8 protein-coding genes are annotated in these 18,342 nt (G+C 72.5%); 2 read left to right on the forward strand and 6 right to left on the reverse strand.

Features of this window, described 5'->3' with window-relative positions; translation table 11 throughout:
- Window positions 1-120 precede the first annotated feature (120 nt).
- Entirely contained in the window at window positions 121-390 is a 270-nt protein-coding gene (locus AB0E83_RS09640; protein ID WP_362108371.1) for a hypothetical protein, read from the forward strand.
- Here the strand turns inward: AB0E83_RS09640 and AB0E83_RS09645 are convergent.
- The 4 genes from AB0E83_RS09645 to AB0E83_RS09660 form a co-directional block, all read right to left on the reverse strand.
- Window positions 385-1,524, reverse strand: coding sequence for a hypothetical protein (locus tag AB0E83_RS09645; RefSeq protein WP_362108373.1), 1,140 nt, complete (start codon window positions 1,522-1,524; stop codon window positions 385-387). The two genes, AB0E83_RS09640 and AB0E83_RS09645, sit on opposite strands and share 6 nt — an antisense overlap.
- 154 nt (window positions 1,525-1,678) lie before the next feature.
- A complete protein-coding gene (locus tag AB0E83_RS09650; RefSeq protein WP_362108375.1) occupies window positions 1,679-3,253 on the reverse strand; it encodes a protein kinase in 1,575 nt (524 codons plus the stop codon).
- The gene (locus AB0E83_RS09655) at window positions 3,250-3,831 is read right to left on the reverse strand and encodes a hypothetical protein (protein ID WP_362108377.1); all 582 of its coding nucleotides are present in this window, start codon (window positions 3,829-3,831) and stop codon (window positions 3,250-3,252) included. Before AB0E83_RS09655 ends, AB0E83_RS09650 begins: the two co-directional genes overlap by 4 nt.
- Before the next feature lie 57 nt (window positions 3,832-3,888).
- Window positions 3,889-5,946: an N-6 DNA methylase gene (locus tag AB0E83_RS09660; RefSeq protein ID WP_362108515.1), complete on the reverse strand. Its 2,058-nt coding sequence runs from the start codon at window positions 5,944-5,946 to the stop codon at window positions 3,889-3,891.
- 184 nt (window positions 5,947-6,130) lie between these two features.
- Between AB0E83_RS09660 and AB0E83_RS09665 the strand changes: the two genes are divergently transcribed.
- The gene (locus AB0E83_RS09665) at window positions 6,131-6,847 is read left to right on the forward strand and encodes a hypothetical protein (protein ID WP_362108379.1); all 717 of its coding nucleotides are present in this window, start codon (window positions 6,131-6,133) and stop codon (window positions 6,845-6,847) included.
- Between the two features lie 96 nt (window positions 6,848-6,943).
- On the opposite strand, the gene AB0E83_RS09670 is transcribed toward AB0E83_RS09665, so the two are convergent.
- Window positions 6,944-7,525: a hypothetical protein gene (locus tag AB0E83_RS09670; RefSeq protein WP_362108381.1), complete on the reverse strand. Its 582-nt coding sequence runs from the start codon at window positions 7,523-7,525 to the stop codon at window positions 6,944-6,946.
- 85 nt (window positions 7,526-7,610) lie between these two features.
- Complete coding sequence (locus AB0E83_RS09675; RefSeq protein ID WP_362108383.1) at window positions 7,611-18,278, reverse strand: LamG-like jellyroll fold domain-containing protein; 10,668 nt, start codon at window positions 18,276-18,278, stop codon at window positions 7,611-7,613.
- Between the last annotated feature and the right edge of the window lie 64 nt (window positions 18,279-18,342).

Raw genomic sequence — 18,342 nt, forward strand, 5'->3', positions numbered from 1 at the left:
CGCGGACGCGGGCGGTGAGGAAATGGAGATACGCGCTGGACAGGTCCGGTCCGGACGGGTGGACAAGCACGTCGAGCCTCTGGCGACGCGGGTGCCCTGCGGGAGCGCTCGGCCCTCTCCGTGCGGACCACGGCGTCGGGCCTCACCGCCGTCCTCCCGCCCGGCACGCGCGGCACGGCGGTCGTCGCCGCCCCCGCGATCGCCGGCTGGACCTGTCAGGGCCGGGAGCCGGAGTCGTACGCGGGCCTGCTCGCCGTCCCCGTCACCGGCCCGGCCGTGTCCTGCTCCTTCCGCCCGCCGGGCCTGACCGCCGGCCTGGCCGCCGGGGCCGCGGCCCTGCTCTGCCTCGCGTCGCGCCCGTGGTGGGGGCGGCCGCGCCGCCGGTCATGAGCCGCCGGCGGCCGGGACGCGGAGGTCCTGGACCGGGGGGACCGTCCAGCGGGTGGGGTCGGGGATCCGGTGGGCGGCGCCGGAGGCGGAGAGGAGGCCCCAGACGGGGGCCACGGCGGCCAGCAGGCCGAGCCAGGCGCTCGCCGCGCCGGAGACCAGGCCGAGGAGGAGCGGGACGAGGGCCGCCGCCGCCACCGCGAGGCCCGCGTACAGGCGCCCGTGGACGGGCGCGTGGAAGCGGGGGCGGGGGCGGAGCGGGCGGGCCGCCAGGCCGGGGACGGTGGGGCGCAGGTTCGACCGGTCGGTGAGGTAGCGGTCGGTGTACTCGATCGCCGCGTTGCCCCAGACCATCTCGCCGGTCTCGGAGACCACGGCCACGGGGTACGCGTACGGGTGCTGCCGGCGGGCGACCGCGAGGACCGGCTCCCAGCGCTCCGGCCACAGGACCCAGACGTGCTCGCCCTTGAACCTCGCGGCGAAGCGGGAGAGCCGGCCGACGGGGCTCCGGCCGTAGAGGCCGGGGAGCAGGCCCTGGGGACCGTAGTACGCGCCGTGCTCGTCGCGGAGCCTGAGGGCCCGGACGTGCTCGGGATCGGGGTCGAGGACCTTCCGGTTGTCCTCGTCGATGATCCGTATCCATTCGCCGGTCTCCAGCGTGAAGCGGACGGCGACGACCCGGCCGGCCCGCGCGTCCCGGGCGAGGAGCCGGTGGAACTCGGGGAGCGGGCGGGTCAGCGCCTTCCACAGCGCCGGGAGGAGGGCCAGGGCCAGGAGCACCAGCGGGAAGGCGCCGAGTCCGAGGTACCGGTCGGCCACCTCGCCCCGGGCGCCGAAGCGGAAGGCCGCGAAGGGCGCCACCGTCACGAGCAGCAGGCCCGCGACGCCGTACCAGTCCACCGGGTCCCGGGGCAGGACGGACGGCAGCCCCTCGAACTCCCGCGGGGCGGGCGGCGGGACGGCCTCCCGGCGGGTCGCGAGGGCCCACGCCCCGGCGCACGCCGCGCCGGCGGCGAGGGCGGCCAGGGCGTCCCAGCGGGGCCCGTCGGCCCGGTCGTGGACCAGGCAGAGGACGACGACGAGGGCGGCGCAGCCCAGCGCGGCGGCGCGCAGGGCTTCGGTGACGGTACGGCTCACGGGGCGGGTCTCCGGTCGGTCCGGCGGGGCGGGCGGGGCGGGTACGGCGAACGGGATCGTACGGCCGTCCGGCATGCCGGACCCGCGCCGTGACCGGAAGGTTGTACGGGCTCCGGGACACGGGCTCCGGGGCGCCGGTCCCGCGTCCGGGCGGTCAGCCGCTCAGGCCGAGTTGGCGGCGGTGGTCGAGGGCGCGGCGCAGTTCCGCCGTCAGGGGGTGGTAGGGGCCGTAGAGGCGCTCCGCGTCGAGGAGGAGCCGGTCGAGTTCGGCCCTGCCCTCCTCGTGGCGGCCGGTCGCGGTCAGCAGCAGGGCGGCGCGGCGGCGGATGTCGAAGGCCCGGCCGGGGTCCCGCGCGGGGCCCTGCTCGAAGGCGGGGAGGGCGGCGCGGAACTCCGCGAGGGCCTCGGCCGTCTCGCCGAGCTGCTCCAGGCAGAGCGCGATGTCGTAGCGGAACTGGGCGTTGCCGGGGTCGTCGGCCGCGAGCCGGCGCAGCTCGGGCAGGGCGCGCCGGTACCGGCCGTCGTCCATCAGCGTGGAGGCGTACTGCTTGCGCAGGATCCGGACCACCGGGGAGTCCTCGCCGTGTTCGGCGGCGGCGGTCGGCAGGATCCCGCCGAGCATGTCCACGGCCTGGGTGAGGGCGCCCTCGCCGAGGAGCCGCTTCACCTCCTCCACCGTGCCCGCCACGTCCGCGCCCCGGGGGGCGGGTGCGGGTGCGGGCGCGGGGGGCTGGGCGGGGACGGCGATCCGGGGGTCCGCGACGGCCGGGCGGTCGGCCGGGGCCGGGATCGGGGCCGGGGCCGGGGCGGCCGGCCGGGGCGTGGCCGGCCAGGGGGCGTGCGGGCGCAGGAACGGGCGGGTGGGGTCCAGGGGGCCCGCCGGGGCGCCGCGCGCGGGCAGCAGCGGCAGCAGCGCCTCGTACACCTCGTGCGCGCCGGAGGGGCGGGCGGCCGGGTCCTTGGCGAGGAGGCGCAGCACGAGGGACTCCAGGGCCTCGGGGACCTCGGGGCGCACCTGGCGGAGCGGGAGGGGCGGCTCGTAGAGGTGGCGGTGGAGGACGCCGAGGGCGGTGGAGCCGGCGAACGGCACGTTCCCGGAGAGGAGTTCGTGGAGGAGGACGCCGAGCGCGTACAGGTCGGTCCGCGGGCCGACGGCGCCGCCCATGGCCTGTTCGGGCGCCATGTAGGCGGGGCTTCCGATGGGTTCGCCGGTGTGGGTGAGGCGGGTGGTGTCGGAGTCGAGGACGGAGGCGACGCCGAGGTCGAGGACGGTGACGGTGCCGTCGGGGCGGACCATCACGTTCCGCGGTTTGAGGTCGCGGTGGACGATCGGCACCGCGTGGACGGCGGCGAGCACCGCGCACAGCTGGGCGGCGACGCAGACCGCCCACTTCCAGGGGTACGGGTCGTGCTCGGCGAGGTGGTCGGCGAGGTCGGCGCCGTCGACGTACTGCATGACCAGGTACAGGTCGTCGCCGTCGCTGCCGGCGTCGTGGACGGTGACCAGGCCGGGGTGGTCGACGTGGGCGGTGACCCGGCACTCGCGGACGAAGCGGCGGCGCAGTTCCTCGGCGGCGGTGGCGGGGCCGGTGAGGGCGGCGGGGCTGAGGAGCTTCACGGCGACCCGGCGGTCGAGCCGGGTGTCGTACGCGGTCCACACCTGGCCCATGCCGCCCTGGCCGATGACGGTGGCGAGCTCGTACCGCCCGCCGACGACCCGGCCGTTCACTTCTCGCCCTCCTTGCGGAGGAGGTCGCTCAGCTCGTCCAGTTCGGCGCGGACCTGGTCGATCCGGGGGGACGGCGGGGGCGCGGGGACGGCGGCGGGGGGCACGGGCGCGTACGGGCGCGGATCCGGGTGCGGGGGCTGCTGCGCGTACGGGTTCGGGACGGTGACCGCGGTCGCCGGATGCGCGGGCGGGTACCCGTACGCGGGCGCGTGCGGGGGCGGCGGGGCCGGGAGGAGGACCGGGGCGGGCGTGTGGTGGTGGCGGGTGTCGACGATGAGGTAGTAGCAGACCACCGCGACCATCTGGACGAGCAGCACGATCATGCCCGCGGTGTTCATCCAGGTGTCGGCGAAGCGCTGTTCCAGCGGCACCACGCACCCGATGTTCAGGGCGAGGTGGGCCCAGAAGACGGCCCAGTCGCGGCCGGTCCTGCGCATGATCGCGATCCGGAGCGTCGCGACCCAGGCGAGCAGGCCGAGGGAGACGACGACGAGGACGGTGAGGAGCACGCGGACGGCGACGGCCCCGGCGGACGATCCGCCCGGTCTCGGCGCGGGAGCGGGCGTCGGTCCGTACATGCGTGTCCCCCCGGGAAGCTGATCAGGCTTCGAGGGTAACGGCCCGGCGGGGGGCCGTCACTCGGCCCGCACGCTCCCGTCGGCGAGGCCGTCGTACAGGCCCTGGACGAGCTGTTCGCCCAGGCGCGCGGCGAGCCGCAGGGCCTCCTCGAACTCGGCGAGGGAGCGGTACTGGTCGCCGTGCCGCCGCTGGTCCGCGAGCGGGAGCCGGGGCAGCTGGAGGCGGCGGACGTCGAGCCGGGTGGCGGTCGAGGCGAAGCTGCTGGCCTGCCGGTTGTTGGCGGTGCCGCGCAGGAAGCCGGCGAGGAACCAGGGGTCGAGGGCGGCCGGGTCGGGGCGCAGCAGCTGGAGGTTGCGGCCCAGGGCGGCGCCGGCGGTGGCGGCGTCGACGACCCGGGCGGACGGTCCGCCGCCGAGGACGGGCACGACGACGTCGCCCTCGGCGACGAGGACGGGCTCCTCGGGGTGGCCGTCGGCGGCCTCGGGGAGGGTGCCGGAGGGCGCGGCGCCGGCGAGCACGTCGTGCTCGGTGAGGACGGGGACCTCGCGGCCGGCGGGGGCGGTGCCCTGGCCGCCGGTGCGGAGCTGGAGGGCGCCGGTGCGGGCCAGTTCGCCGACGGTGGTGAGGGGGCGGGGCGCGGGGCGGGCGGGGACGGGCCGGGGCGCGGCGCCCAGGGTGCGGCGCAGGGTCTCGTCGAGCCGGTCGCGGACGGCGGCGAGTTCGGGGGCGGAGCCGCCCGCGTCGGGGGCGGCGAGGTAGCGGGCGGGGGCCAGGTCGACCTCGTCGTCGAGGAGGTCGATGACGGGGACGGCGCGGGCGACGGACTCGTCGGCGGCGCGGCCCGCCCAGGCGTCGAGCACCGTGTTCTGCAGGGCGGTCCAGGGCAGCTTGTCGCGGCCCGCGTCGGGGACGAGCCCGGCGGTGTCGACGAAGAGGGCCTCGGCCGGGGGGCGGCGGTCGGCGGCGGGGCGGACCAGGACCCACAGGTGGAGCGGGATGCCGTACGGGGGCGCGGCGCCGGCCGGGAGGGCGATGACGGCCCGCAGGGCGCCCCGGCGGAGCAGGTCGGCGCGGACGCGGCGGCCGGAGCGGCGGGAGGCGACGGCCGGGGGCATGAGGAGGACGGCGGTGCCGCCGTCGCGGAGCCGGGCGAGGGCGTGCTGGACCCAGGCGAGCTCGGACTCGGTGCGGGCCGGGAAGCCGTACTCCCAGCGGGGGTCGTAGGCGAGTTCGTCGTGGCCCCAGGCGCGTTCGTTGAACGGCGGGTGGGTGAGGACGGTGTCGGCGCGGAGGTCGGGGAAGGCGTCGGCGCGGAGGGTGTCGCCGGCGGCGGAGCGGACGGCGGCGTCGCCGTGGAGGGCGAGGCGGAGCGCGGAGAGCGCGGCGAGCTCGGGGTCGGCGTCCTGGACGGCGAGTTCGGCCGGGTGGGCGGCGGCGCGGAGCAGGCCGCCGGTGCCGGAGGCCGGGTCGAGGAGGACGGTCGCGGGCGGGTCGCCGGCGCTCGCGGTCGCGGCGGCGGCGAGGGCGGCCATGAGTTCGGCGAGCGGCGGCGGGGTGAGCGTGTACTGGCGGGGGTTGGCGTCCAGGTGGCGGCCGAGGAGGAACTCGAAGCCCTGGCGGGGGCCGCCCAGTTCGCCGGCGAGTTCGACGGCGGCGCGCAGCAGCGGCACGGCGGGGGCGAGGTCGCCGGCGGTGGGGGTGGGGACGGCCCGGGGGATGCCGAAGCGGACGGTGAGGACCTCTTCGAGGGCGCCGGGCAGGGCCTCGGCGAGGCGCGCGTCGGGCAGCGCCGTCAGGGCGGCGAGGGCGGGGCCGCGCTCGCGCAGGAGCAGCAGGACGCAGCCGGTCTGGACGAGGCCCGCGACGGTGCCGGCGGGGTGTCCGGAGAGCTGCTGCCAGACGCGCTCGCGGAGCGGGACCTCGGCGAGCTTGCCCTGGTCGCGGAGCCAGCGTTCGACCTCGTCGAGGGAGAAGGAGGGGCTGGTGTCGGTGCCGCCCACCGGCTTGGGGAAGTCGGCGTGCCGGCGGCGCCAGTTGCTGACGGCGGCCCGGCCGACGCCCGCGAGCCGGGCGATGCCGGCGGCGGTGACCTCTGTAGCGCTGTCCTCGGGCACCTGCACCCTCCGTCTCCCTGCGTCCGCGTGTGAACACCGAGCATACCGACGAACCCGGTTCACGGCGTGAGTCGAGGCAAAACTTGTGAACTCGGTTGACTCGGTTCACAAGCTCTGCTGTGATTACGCCATCGAAACACGGAGTCCCGAACGATCCACCGACACCCGGAAGGTGTTCACAGCCATGTCGAAGTCCTCGCAGTCCTCGTCCCAGCGCTCCTGGTTCGCCCGCCACAAGCTCCTCACCGCCGCCGGCGCGGTCGTGGTCGTCGTCGCCGTCGGCGCGGCCCTGGGCGGAGGCGGCGAGGAGGGCGCGAAGACCCCCGAGGCGAAGTCCTCCGCGCCGGCCGCCTCCGGCGACAAGGCCCCGGAGTCCAAGGCCCCGGAGAAGCCGAAGGCGGCCACCGTCGGCGGCGACGGCGACTTCGAGGTCGGCTCCGACGTGAAGCCCGGCCTCTACCGCTCGACGGGCAACAAGGACGCCGAGTGCTACTGGGAGCGCGCCAAGGACGCGACCGGCGAGGTCGACTCGATCCTGGCCAACGACAACGTGACGGGCACCGCCTACGTCGAGATCAAGGCGTCCGACAAGCTCTTCACGTCCACGAGCTGCGGCACCTGGGAGGCCGTCGACCCCAAGGCGGCCGGCACCCCCTCCGGCACCACCCTCAAGGGCTCCGGCGGCATGTTCAAGGTCGGCGTCGACGTGGCCCCCGGCACCTACAAGTCCACCGGCAACCAGGACGCCGAGTGCTACTGGGAGCGCACGAAGGACGCGAGCCACAGCACGGACTCGATCCTCGCCAACGACAACGTGACGGGCACGGCCGTCGTCAAGATCACCGCGAAGGACGGCTACTTCAAGACGGCGGGCTGCGGCGACTGGGTGAAGACGGGCTGACGCGCCACGGCGCCGCCGGACGGACCGGGAACGACGACGGGCGGGCGGGAACGGCACCACGCCGTCCCGCCCGCCCGTCCGTCGGCCCGTCGAACCCTAGGCGGAGGCCCGGAGCCAGCGCTTCAGCGCGTTGCGGTACTCCATGGACGACTCGCCCGCGGCGAACCGCACGTCGTATGAGCCTGCGGCGGACAGGTCCGCGTCCGCGGCCAGCAGACGGGCGGCGAGCTCCGACTGCCCCCCGCACTCGAACGCGACCCAGCTGGTCCACTCCTCGGGCGGCTCGACCCCGTGCCGGTCGAACTGGAGGGCGACGTCGATCGCCGCCGCCATGACGTCCGCGATCCCCGCCTCTCCCGACTCGTGCCAGGAGGCCAGCCCCGCGGCGGCCCGGACCGCCGCCCCGACCGCCGGAGCGGCCGGGTGCGCCACCGACGAGACCTTCTGCCGCACGGCCTCCACCAGCGGCACGGATTCGAGCTGGAATTCCCGCTCGTCCCCCGCCCCGCTCTCCTCGCGCCAGCCGGACTCCACCATCTGCGTGACGGTGAAGGATTCCTCCTGGGCGCCGAATTTCTCGCAGAAGGGCGAGACGACCGAACTCACCCGGGTCGCCACCGCCAGGGCGAGCCGGCGCTCTCCCCGGCGCCCGGGCCCCGCCCCTACTTCTTCAGACATCGCGAGCAAGCCTCTCGAAGACAGAGAAAGACGGGGGTGCACCGCAAAGGCGCACCCCCGTCCCGATGACAAGACTACCGAGAATCTACTTCCACTTGGCCATTCTCGGGCTCACGATCTTACCACCCGTTCTTTCGATCAACGGGGCGCAGAATTCATCGCAGAAGTCATTGCTGGCGATGAGGAGTTTCGGAGTGACTCCGAGATTTATCGCCTCTGTCAGCAACTTGCCCTCCGCGTGGTTCCGTCCCACGGTGAGCGGATCCTTGGTCTTGGACGGCAGCCTCGGATAGACCCGGAACGCCTCGTCGAGGTCATCCATGTCACCCATCTGTCGCCCGGTGATCTCACTGCGCGCGCCCACGGCGAACAGGTCGAGACCGCCGCCCTCCGGCACGTGCAGACCGCCGACGGTCTTCCAGCGCACACCGGCCCCGAGCCGCTTCGTCATGGCGTCGACCCGGGCCTGGAGATGGGCCGGGTCGGCGACGGACGAGCCGTTGCAGTTGTGCACCAGCACCGCGTCACCGGGATCGGCCGCACGGACCTGGTCGCCCGCGAGGACGAAGTAGGTGTGCAGGCCCTCGACGCTCAGGTCGTACGTGGTCCGCTGGGCCTCGTAGGACGTGACCCCGACGATCGCCGTGGGGGCGCCCTCGCCGTTCTGGAGCTTCTGGCCGACCCGGAGGTCGCCCGCCTGCGTCCAGGAGTCGCGGGTGGACTCGTAGAACTGGTGGTGCTCGGTGGTCTGGATCGTCTTCCGGCCGGCCTTCGTCTCGATGGTGACGTCGACGTAGTGGCGGTCGGTCTTGGTGACGATCACCTGCTTGACCTCGTGGACCTCCTTGGTCTTCTTGCCGGGCTCGGCCGTGAGGACCTTGTCCCCGGCCTTGACCTTGGAGATCTCCTTGGTCGTGCCGTCCGCCATCAGCACCGGCGTCTTGCCCGTGAAGCTGTGCGGAGTGCCGCCGCGGCGGATCGGGCAGCCGGGGGCGCCCCCGCCGTCCGGGTCCGGGGACGACTTCGCCTTCGGGCCGTTGCCCTTGCCCGTCGCACCGAAGGCGCCGCCCATGACCGCGCCGATCGTCGCCGCCTTCGCGGCTCCGGCGACCGAGCAGCCCTCCTCGCTGTTCACACAGGAGGTGCCGTACTCGACCGCACCGGTCGCGGCCTCCTCGCCGGCGTTCCCGGCGACGTTCGACACGACCTTGCCGGCCGTGCCGGAGAGCAGCTTGCCCGCGGCGCCCGCCGCGAGACGGCCGCCGACGCCGCCGGCCGCACCGGTCACGGCGCCGATGGCGACCGCGCCGAGGAAGCCGCCGACCGACTTCGGACCGTCGCTCATCATGTAGCCGACGCCGTTGGCCGCCGCGCCCGCGAGGGCGGCGCAGCCGACGGCGCCCACACCGGCCGTGATCGCGGTGCAGCCCGCGAAGACGGCGATGCCGGTGGCCACCGAGGCGATGGTCGAGGCGTGCTGCTTGACGAAGTTGGCTGTCGCCTTCGCCGCCTTCTTGACGGCCCGGCCGACCTTCCTGGCTGCCTTCACCACCTTCTTGGCGACGTGCTTGACGGCCCTCGCGACCTTGCGGACGGCCTTCTTGACGTGCTTGACGACCTTGTGGGCGACACGCTTCACGCGCTTGTAGACGCGTTTGACGTATCTCTTGACCTTTCTGACGCTGTCGGCGACGTACCGGACCGCCTTCCTGACGGCCCTCTTCGCCCGCTTCACCGCCTTCTTGACGGCGCGCTTGACCTTCTTGGCGGCCTTCTTGACGACCTTGGCGACCTTCTTGACCGCCTTCTTCGCCTTCTTGTAGACCGACTTGGCGGCCTTCTTGACCTTCTTGGTGACCTTCTTGAAGGCCTTCTTGATGGAGTCGAACCAGTGGCCCGTCGGGTCGACACCCGTCATCGGGTTGCCGTTCGCGTACGCGTACCGGTTGGCGTTCACCGAGTCGGGCAGCGGCGAGTTGCTCACCGTGTCCCGGCTGTTGAACTGGCCGGTCTGCGGCGAGTACCAGCGGGCGGCCATGTTGACCTTGGCCGTGGCCGGGTCGGTCCACCCCGACTGGTAGCCCAGCGCGCCGAGCATCGTCGAGGACTGGACCACCTTGCCGAACGGCGAGTACGTCGTCGACCCGGTCAGCGCCTCACCGGTCGCGGTGAACTGCGCCACCACGTCCGTGTGCAGGTCCGTCAGGGCCAGCACCGCCGTGGCGCCCGCCTTGACGCCGACGAGCGAGCCGTCCGCGTCGCGGCTGTACGCCGACACGCCGTCCGAGGCGACGTCGTTGCCGATGCCGCTGTACTGGAAGGAGTGGATCGACGCGCCGTCCTCCTGGGCGCCCAGCACCCGGTCGAGACCGTCGTAGGCGTAGGTGCGGTCGCCCTCCTGGATCACCCGGTTGAAGGCGTCCGCCTTCATCGTCGTGACGAGGCTGGCCTCGTCCGTCACCGAGCTCAGCGTGCCGCGCGCGGTGTACGTGTACGTGCTGTGGCCGTCCGACGTCAGGCGGTTCCGGGCGTCGTAGGTGTAGGTGTCGCCACCCACCCGGGTCCGGTTGCCGGACGCGTCGTAGCCGTAGACCTCCGTCGTCGTCCCGTTGTTCCAGGACGACAGGCGGTCGGCCCAGTCGTACGTGTACGTGTTGACGGAGGCGCCGGTGACGCCCGTGGTCGTCTTCGACGTCATGTTGTCGTTCTCGTCCCACCCGTAGGTGAAGGACGCGAGCGTCTTGCCCGTCGGGGACGTCAGCGTGTCGCTGGTGAGGCGCTGCAGCTTGTCGTATCCGAAGGAACGCTTCGCCTTGCCCGTCCCGTAGTCGACCGACCGGACGTTGTTGTTGACGTCGTAGTCGTACGTCGCCGTCGTGCCGGTGAGACCGTCGGTGGTCGTCTTCAGACGGCCGGCGGTGTCGTAGCCGAAGGTCGACGTGCCCGAGGCGTCCGTCCGCCGGGTCATCGCCCCGTCGCCGTTCCAGGCGAAGGACGAGGAGCCCGAGGGGCCGGTCGCGGACAGCAGCAGACCGCGGTCGTCGTAGGAGAAGGTGTTCTTCTCCGTGCCGAGGCCCGCGACCGCCGTGATCCGGTCGTCGGCGTCGTAGTCGTAGGTGTGGTCGACCGTGGCGGCCTCCGCACCCGTGCCCGACTGGCGCACCAGACGGCTCTTCACGTCGTACTCGTAGGAGACGGTCACGCCACCCGGCGAGCGCGCCTCCTTCAGCCGTCCGGCCTGGTCGTAGACCGCGGTGAACGTGCGGTCGGCCAGGCTCGGGTGCGTGGGCGTCGACGGCTCGATCGACGACTCCGGCAGACCCCAGGTGTTGTACGTGGTGATGAAGGGGTTGCCGCGGCCGTCGGTGAACCGCGTCTGGTTGCCCGCCGCGTCGTAGCCGAAGGTCGAGGTGATCGACTCGGTCGCGGAGACCGGCTCGACCGCCTTCGTGATCAGGCCCGAGGCGTCGTACGTGAAGGTCTTCGTGTGCTGACGGTAGTCCGTCACGGAGACCGGGTTGCCCATGCGGTCGTACGAGGTGCGGGCCGTCCGGAGCACGGCGCCCGTCGCGTCCAGGTCCTCCGTCTTCACCAGCTGGCCGAAGCCGTCGTACGTGTTGCGGGTGCTGGTGCCGTCGGGGTCGGTGGACAGCAGCGGCCGGCCGTCCATGTCGTACGTGAAGCGGGAGACGTTCCCGGCGGCGTCGGTGACCTCCGTCATCTCGCCCAGCGCGTTGTACTTGTACGACTCGGTCACGCCGTTCGGCGAGACCACGCGGGACAGCTCGCCGCCCGGCGCGTCGTACTCGTTGATCGCGGTGTAGGCGCGCTCCGTGGGCTGGCGCACGATGTCCGTGCTGGTCAGCTCACGGCCGAGGTAGTCGTAGGTGCTCTCCTGCCGGGCGCCGTTCGGCCGGGTGGCCGAGAGCTGGTCGCCGTTGGTGTCGTAGGTGTACTTGGTGGTGCCGCCGCCGGGCTCGGTGACCGAGGCCAGGTCGCCCAGCTGCGTGTAGGTGTACGTGGTGCGGTTGCCGAGCGGGTCGACCTCGGCGGTGACCTGCCCGAGCTCGTTGTACTCGTTGTAGGACGTGGCCCTGACCGGCGTCGTGGCGCCCGGCGCCAGGTACTCCGGCGTGGTGACCGAGGCCTCCTGGCCCTCGGCGTCGTACGCCGTCGTCGTGACGTTGCCGAGCGGGTCCGCCACCTCGGTGGCCTCGCCGAAGGTGTTGTACCCGGTCATCGTGACGGGCCGGACGGAGACCGGGGTCCCGCCGTTCTGCTCCGTCATCACGGCCGGCTCGGTGATCGACGTCTGCTGGCCGATCTCGTCGTACCCGTAGTCGGTGACGTTGCCCGCGGTGTCCGTCTGGGACACCGGCAGACCGCGCTGGTCCAGCTTCCAGGACGTCGTGCGGACGCTGCTGCCCGCGGCCGGGAGCGTGCCGCCCTTGACCGCGGCGACCTGGGCCGCCGTGAGCGCCTCGGAGTAGACCTGGACGTCGTCCAGGCCGCCGAGGTGGTTCTCCGCGTAGGCGCCCTTGTACCAGCGGCGGCCGAGCTGGAGCGGGCCGGTGGCCTCCCACGGCGTGCCGAAGGTGGCGGCCGTGCCGCTCTCGGTGCCGTTCACGTACAGGCGCAGCTTGGCGGTCGCCTGGTCGTACACGCCGACCAGGTGCGTCCACGTGTTGACCGCGACCGCGGCCGTGCCCGAGGACACCCGCACGATCGCCGGGTCGTACGTGTCGGTCGCGTGCCGGTTGAACGTCCAGCCGTAGGCCGTCGAGTAGTACAGCTGGAAGCCGGAGGCCTCCTCGCCGTCCTGCGCGACGAAGGTCCGGTTGGCCGCCGTCGACGACAGCTTGACCCAGGCGGAGACGGTGAAGCTGCCCGCGGTGTTCACCACGGGGCCGGTCGTCTGCGCCCACGAATTGGCGTCACCGTCGAAGGCGGCGCTGCCGCTCCGGTCGGTGTTCCAGTGCATGCCGGTGCCGTGGCTGCCGGTGTTGTTCGCGCCGGAGGAGTCCGCGAGGCCGTAGCCCGTGGTCTCGTCCAGCTTGTAACGGGCCACCGGGGCCGTGGTGCCGTCGTGCGTGGTGCTGCCCGTGATGTTGCCCAGGGCGTCGTACCGGGTGTCCGTGGTGGACACGTCGCCCGTCGCCGGGTCCCGGTCCGTCTCCGTCACCACGTTGTCGTCGGGGTCGTAGGAGACCGTCGTCGTCCGGCCGAGGCCGTTCGGGTCGAGGATCTCCGAGACCGTGCGGTCGGCCGCGTCCACCGTGAAGGCGGTGCGCGTCTGGCCGTCGTTGGTGACCTGCTCGATCAGGTTGCCGGCGGCGTCGTAGGTGTTCGCCTGCTCCGTGAAGGACGCGCCGGTCTTCGGGTCCTTGCGGACCACGGTGGCCGACAGGCCGTCGTCGGTGTAGGTGTACGCCGTCTGCCAGCCCATCGAGTCGGTGATCGACGCGAGGCGGCCGGCCGGGTCGTAGGCCCGGGACTCCTGGACGAGGGTCGTCGGGGCCGACGGGGCGAACGGGTCGCCGGTGTGGTTCAGCAGGCTGGTGACGAGGGGCCGGCCCTCGCCGTCGAAGGTGTAGGTGTTGACGTTCCCCGCGGGGTCGGTCTCCTTCACCTTGTTGCCGTAGGCGTCGTACTCGAACGACGTGGTGTCGCCGCCCGGGTCCGTCCTGGTCGCCAGCAGGTTGTTCGCGTTGTACGTCATGGACGTGACGCGGGCCGTGTCGCCGCCGGTGAGGTCGGTGACCGTCTGGGACAGGATGTTGCCGTCCGGGTCGTACGCCGTGGTGGTCTTCGCCTGGTGCTTCGCGCCCGTCACCCGGTTGGTGACGGCCGGCGTCGTCTCGGTGAGGACCTGGTCGTTCTTGTCGTACGTCTGGGTCGTGACGAGACCGGCCGGGTTGGCGTCCGAGATCTCCTTCCTGCTGATCTCACGACCGAGGTTGTCGTACGTGTACTGCACCTTGGCGCCGTTGGCGTCGGTGACCTGGGCCAGGTCGCCGTTGGCGTAGTAGTGGTACGAGGTCTTCCGGCCGCCCGGCGTGGTGACCGTGGCCACCAGGCCCGCCGGCGTCACCGCCGTGCCGCCCTCGAACGCCGGGGTGGTGGCGGTCGTGTACGTCGTGGTCGCCGTCCGGCCGTTCGGGTGACCGGCCACCGGGGGCGTGGTCACCGACAGCAGGTTGCCGGCCGTGTCGTACGCGTAGCTCGTCAGGTACGCGTTGTCCGCCGGGCCCGAGGAACGGCCGTCGCGCTCGGTGAGCAGCAGGTCGTTGCGCAGGTCCATCGGCGGGAACGCCGTGGTCGCGTCCGGGTAGTACGTGAAGTACTCCGTCGAGCACTTGCCGGCGGCCGTGTTCTGGCAGGTGGTCTGGGAGACCGCGTTGCCGCGCACGTCGTGGCCGGTGATCGAGCGGTTGCCGTTGGCGTCCGTGATGGTGTGCAGGAAGCCGCCGGTGTCGTACCCGTAGGTGGTGCGGGCGCCCTCGGTGTCGATCGCGGCGAGCAGGCGGTTGCCCATCTCCGCGTCGTACACGTAGGTGAGGGTGCGGTCCGTCGGGTCGGTCAGCTTCACCGTCTTGACCGGGGCGATGCCGGAGGACGCCTTGTAGGCCGACCAGTGCGCCGCCACGTCCGCCTCGGTCAGGCCCTTGGAGTGGACCGCGACCTCGGCGAGGGAGCCGGTGAAGTAGGAGACGTCGCCCGGGGAGCTGTACCACTTGGAGAAGCCCGCGCCGAGGAACGTCCGGGACGTCGTCTGGTCGTTCGGGGCGCCGGTGCAGGTGCCCTGCTTCACTCCGTCCAGGTACAGCGTCTGCGTGGTGCCGGTGGCCGACAGGACGGCGTGGTGCCACGTGTCGTCCGTCACCGTGCCGGTGGAGCCGAGCGTGGCGGTGCCGTTGCAGGTGCTGCTCCACCAGTGGCCGTGCAGCTTGTTGTCGGCGCCGACGTAGAGCAGGTCGCTCCAGCTTCCGGTGACGCCGCCGGGGTTGTTCGGGGCGACGCTCTGGTCGCTCATGATCACGCCCGGCTCGGCCGTCTTGAACCACAGCTCGACCGAGCGGTCGGGCTTGGCGTGCAACGGGCCGTACGGGATCTCCACGAAGGAGGTGGACCCGTCGAAGGTCGCCGCGCTCACGTCGTCCGGGCCGAAGGGGCCCTCGGTGCCCTGGACGACGTTGTTGTACGTGCCGAAGCCCGTGTTGACCTGGTTCGCGGCCTGCGCCGCGCCCTGGGTGTCGTCCAGCCGCCAGTAGCCGGCCGGGGCGGAGCCCATGACGGCGGAGCGGTAGACCTGGGACGAGCCGGTGATGGTCGGCGGGTTCAGCTTCCAGGTGCCGCCGTTGCCGTCGGTGGCCTGGAGGACGCGGTCGTCGGTGGTGTCGTAGACGACCGACGCCTGGGTCTTCAGCCCCGGCGTGGTGATCTTGTTCAGCAGTCCGGCGGACCGCTTGGCGGTGTCGTACTGGTTCTTGATCACGTCGGCCGCGAGCGGCTCGGAGTAGATCGCGACCTCGGCCATCTGGCCGTTGAAGTGCCCGAGCTGGTCGTTCGGGTTCATCGCCGGCCAGCCCTGCGTGTTCACGCCGGCGCCGAGGGAGATGTACGGCTGCGCCCAGTCGTTGATGGTGCCCGACAGGGAGCCGACGGCGGCGCCGTCGAGGTACAGCGTCTGGCTGTTGGCGACACCGGTCAGGACGGCGTTGTGCCACTGCCCGTCGGTGACGGTCGGGGTGGACGTGATCGTCGTCATGCAGCCGGGCGACATCGCCAGGCAGCCGCGCAGCTTGCCGTCCGTGCCGACGTAGACCGCGGGGGTGTTCTTCTTCGTGTTGGCGACCGGGTTCGGGTCGCTGAGCGGCTTGTCGCCGTAGTAGAAGAGGACGCCGCCGGCGGTGGTCGTCCTGAACCACAGGGAGACGGTCGTGTACGAGGGCGTGGCGCCCGGCGCGGCCGGCATCTCGACGTACGAGGTGGTGCCGTTGAACGTGGCCGCCTTCTGGGTGGAGCCGGCGAGGGGGCCCGTGCCGCCGAGCGTCACGTTCTTGTACGTGCCGTTGTACTGGCCCTGGTTGGCGTCGATGGCGTCCTTCGCCACCGTGCCGGAGGTCTCGCCGAGCCGCCAGTACGCGAACGGGTCGGCGTCCAGGACCGTGGTGCGGTAATGGTTGCCGGTCGCGTAGGTGTACGTGGTGCACTTCGACCAGTCGGCCGGCGGGCACACCTTGGCCAGCTGGTCGCCGGTGTAGGTGTACTGCCAGGTCTGGACCGTGTTCGGGTCCCCGGCGGTGGCCGGGTCGGTGAAGACGGTCTGGACGTGCCAGGCGGAGGCGGTGGCGGGCTGGTACCAGGTGAAGCCCAGGTTCCGCTTGGACGTGACGTTGGTGATCCTCGTCAGACGCTTGTTGGCGTCGTAGGTGAAGGTCTCCGTCCGGCCGGCGTAGTCCTTGATGGCGGTCAGCGCGTAGGTGCCGGCCTTCGTGGTCGCCTGCTTGAAGGCGTACTCCGTGAAGTCCTTGTCCGTGAGCGTGTATCCGCCGGTGACGGCGGCCAGGCGCGCGTAACGGCCCAGCGGGGGCACGAAGGTGCCGTCCGTGTTGCGGCCGAAGGCGACCTGCTCGCCACCCGGATAGGTGATGATCACGCTGGTGACGGTGCCGGCGGCGTCCTTGACCTCGACGGCCTTCATGTCGACGATCGTCGACCAGCCGGCGCCGAACGCGGAGTCCACGCGCGGGTCGAGGCTGTTGTAGGACCGGTCGATCTCCAGGGACGGGCCGATGACCGGCACGTCGGCGTCGGTGTCCTCGGTGGTGTAGTTGCCGTCCGAGGGGTCGAACTCGTGGCCGTCGGTGTTCATCGACAGGCCGGAGGTGACGGGCGGCTGCGGCACGGCCGTGGTGAAGCCGCTGCTCTCCACGACGGCGGAGGTGCCGTCGCTCGCCTCCACGTACCAGGTGTAGTTCTCCGACCACTTCAGCTTGCCCGCGGGCACCTTCCAGCTGCCCTTGGTGAGGGCCGCGGAGGCGGCCACCAGGGCGTTGGTGTCGGCGTCGTAGACCTCGAAGGTGTACGAGAGCGGGTTCGGGCCGTTGTCGGCGTCGCTCGCGTAGGCGAGGAGCTCCGGCTGGAGGGTGTTGGCCTGGAAGTTCTGCGGCGGGTACTGGGCGTTGATCTGCGGCGCCGTGTTCGGCGTGTAGGTCAGCACCAGGGCCGGGCGGTAGCCGGCGGTCGCCGAGTTGTCCGAGTGGAACTTCTTCCAGTGCAGGTTGTCACCGGTCGGCGCGGTGAGGGCGAGGCCGTGGTTGGCCGCGCCGGCGGCGACGTTGTTGAACCACGTCGTGCCGAGCGTGACCGGCATCTTGACGCCGACGCTCGCCGAGCCGGAGCTGTTCGAGCAGGAGGCGCCGGGGGCCGGGGAGGCCGAGCCGATCGCCGCGCCGAAGGCCGGGCCGGGGTAGGAGGTGACGCCGGAGGGCGTCCACGCCTGGGTGACCGGGTGGACCGAGAACGACTGCGCCGAGCAGGTCGAGGACCACAGGGCGTAGACGTTCAGGGTGGCGGCCGTGACCCGCTGCCCGGCGAGCGCGGTGCCCAGCGAGCTGAACTGCAGGAACGAGTTGGTCTTGTTGGTGCCCGCGTCGTACGAGCCGACCTTGATCTGCGTCTCGGTGGAGTGGTCCCCGCCGATGGTGTTCTGCGTGTACGTCGAGTTCGACGCGGTGACGGTCGGGTCGACGGTCACCGGGTAGACGCGGGCCGGGTCGTCGAGCCAGGCGCGGTCGGCGGTCATCCGCAGGGCGGGCTCGCCGTCGACGGTGACGAGCTCGTAGGAGACGTTCCGCGACTGGGCGGCGTCACCGGAGCGCGGGTCGACCTTGGAGTCCTCCATGTACGCGTGCGGGATGGTCGCGGCGACCTTCCCGTCGGCGTCGGTGAACTCGACGTCGCCGTCCGCGGCGATCCGGGGGGTGAGCCCCTTCACGGCCAGGGGGAAGGTCCAGGAGTTCGCGGCCCGCGGGGAGCGCAGGACGACGTTCTCCTTGAAGCCCTCGGCGAGCGGGACGAGCTGGACGTCGGTCTCGGGCAGCACGCCCGCGTAGGTGACGGTGCCGTTCGCGTCGACGACCGGCTCCGTCCCGGCCGCGCCGAGCAGGGCGTAGGCCAGGGAGCGGCCCTTGCCGAAGTCGACGGAGGCGAGCGCCTCGTCGGCGGCGGTCGGCGCGAACTCGACGTCGAGGGAGTTGGCCGTCTGCTGGAGGCGTCCGTCCTTGTCCTCGGTCAGGCGCGTGTCGATCGGCTTCCAGGTGCCGTCGGCCGCCTTGTAGTTGGTCCGGCCGGTGTAGTGGCGGACGCTGATGGAGCCGTCGGCGTTGACGTAGTGGTCGGAGGTCGCCGTGGACTTCTTCGCGTCGCGCTTGCTGGTGCGCTCGTCGAAGCTCTTGGCGTTGCCCGGCGCCTTGCCGGTGCGGACCTCCTCCGGGGTGACGGTCTTCCGTGCGAAGGGCGCGAGTTCGCCCTTGCCCTTGCCCGGCTTGCGGCCGGCGCCGCCCTCGGCGCTGGTGGCCTCGGCGCTCGCCTTGTGGCTCTTGCCGCGGGCGGTTCCGCCCTGCTGGTCGGGGGTGTCGAGGGGATCGTCGCTCTTCAGCCACTTCCACAGGCCCGAGAGGGACATCTCGGGCATGCGGACCGGTTCGAGGACGGCTCCGGTGGCCATCGCCGTCTCGGTGGTGAGCATCAGGAAGAACGCGATGAGTGTGGAAAGAGCCGTAGCCCTCAGCCTGCGTCTACCGGTTTTGCCC

It is taken from the genome of Streptomyces sp. NPDC035033, from assembly GCF_040636735.1.
In the GTDB taxonomy this organism is placed as follows: domain Bacteria; phylum Actinomycetota; class Actinomycetes; order Streptomycetales; family Streptomycetaceae; genus Streptomyces.

Coding starts and splice junctions, on each gene's coding strand:
- AB0E83_RS09655 (WP_362108377.1), bottom strand. CDS start 3,831: ATGTACGGACCGACGCCCGCTCCCGCGCCGAGACCGGGCGGATCGTCC.
- AB0E83_RS09665 (WP_362108379.1), top strand. CDS start 6,131: ATGTCGAAGTCCTCGCAGTCCTCGTCCCAGCGCTCCTGGTTCGCCCGC.
- AB0E83_RS09670 (WP_362108381.1), bottom strand. CDS start 7,525: ATGTCTGAAGAAGTAGGGGCGGGGCCCGGGCGCCGGGGAGAGCGCCGG.
- AB0E83_RS09675 (WP_362108383.1), bottom strand. CDS start 18,278: ATGCTCACCACCGAGACGGCGATGGCCACCGGAGCCGTCCTCGAACCG.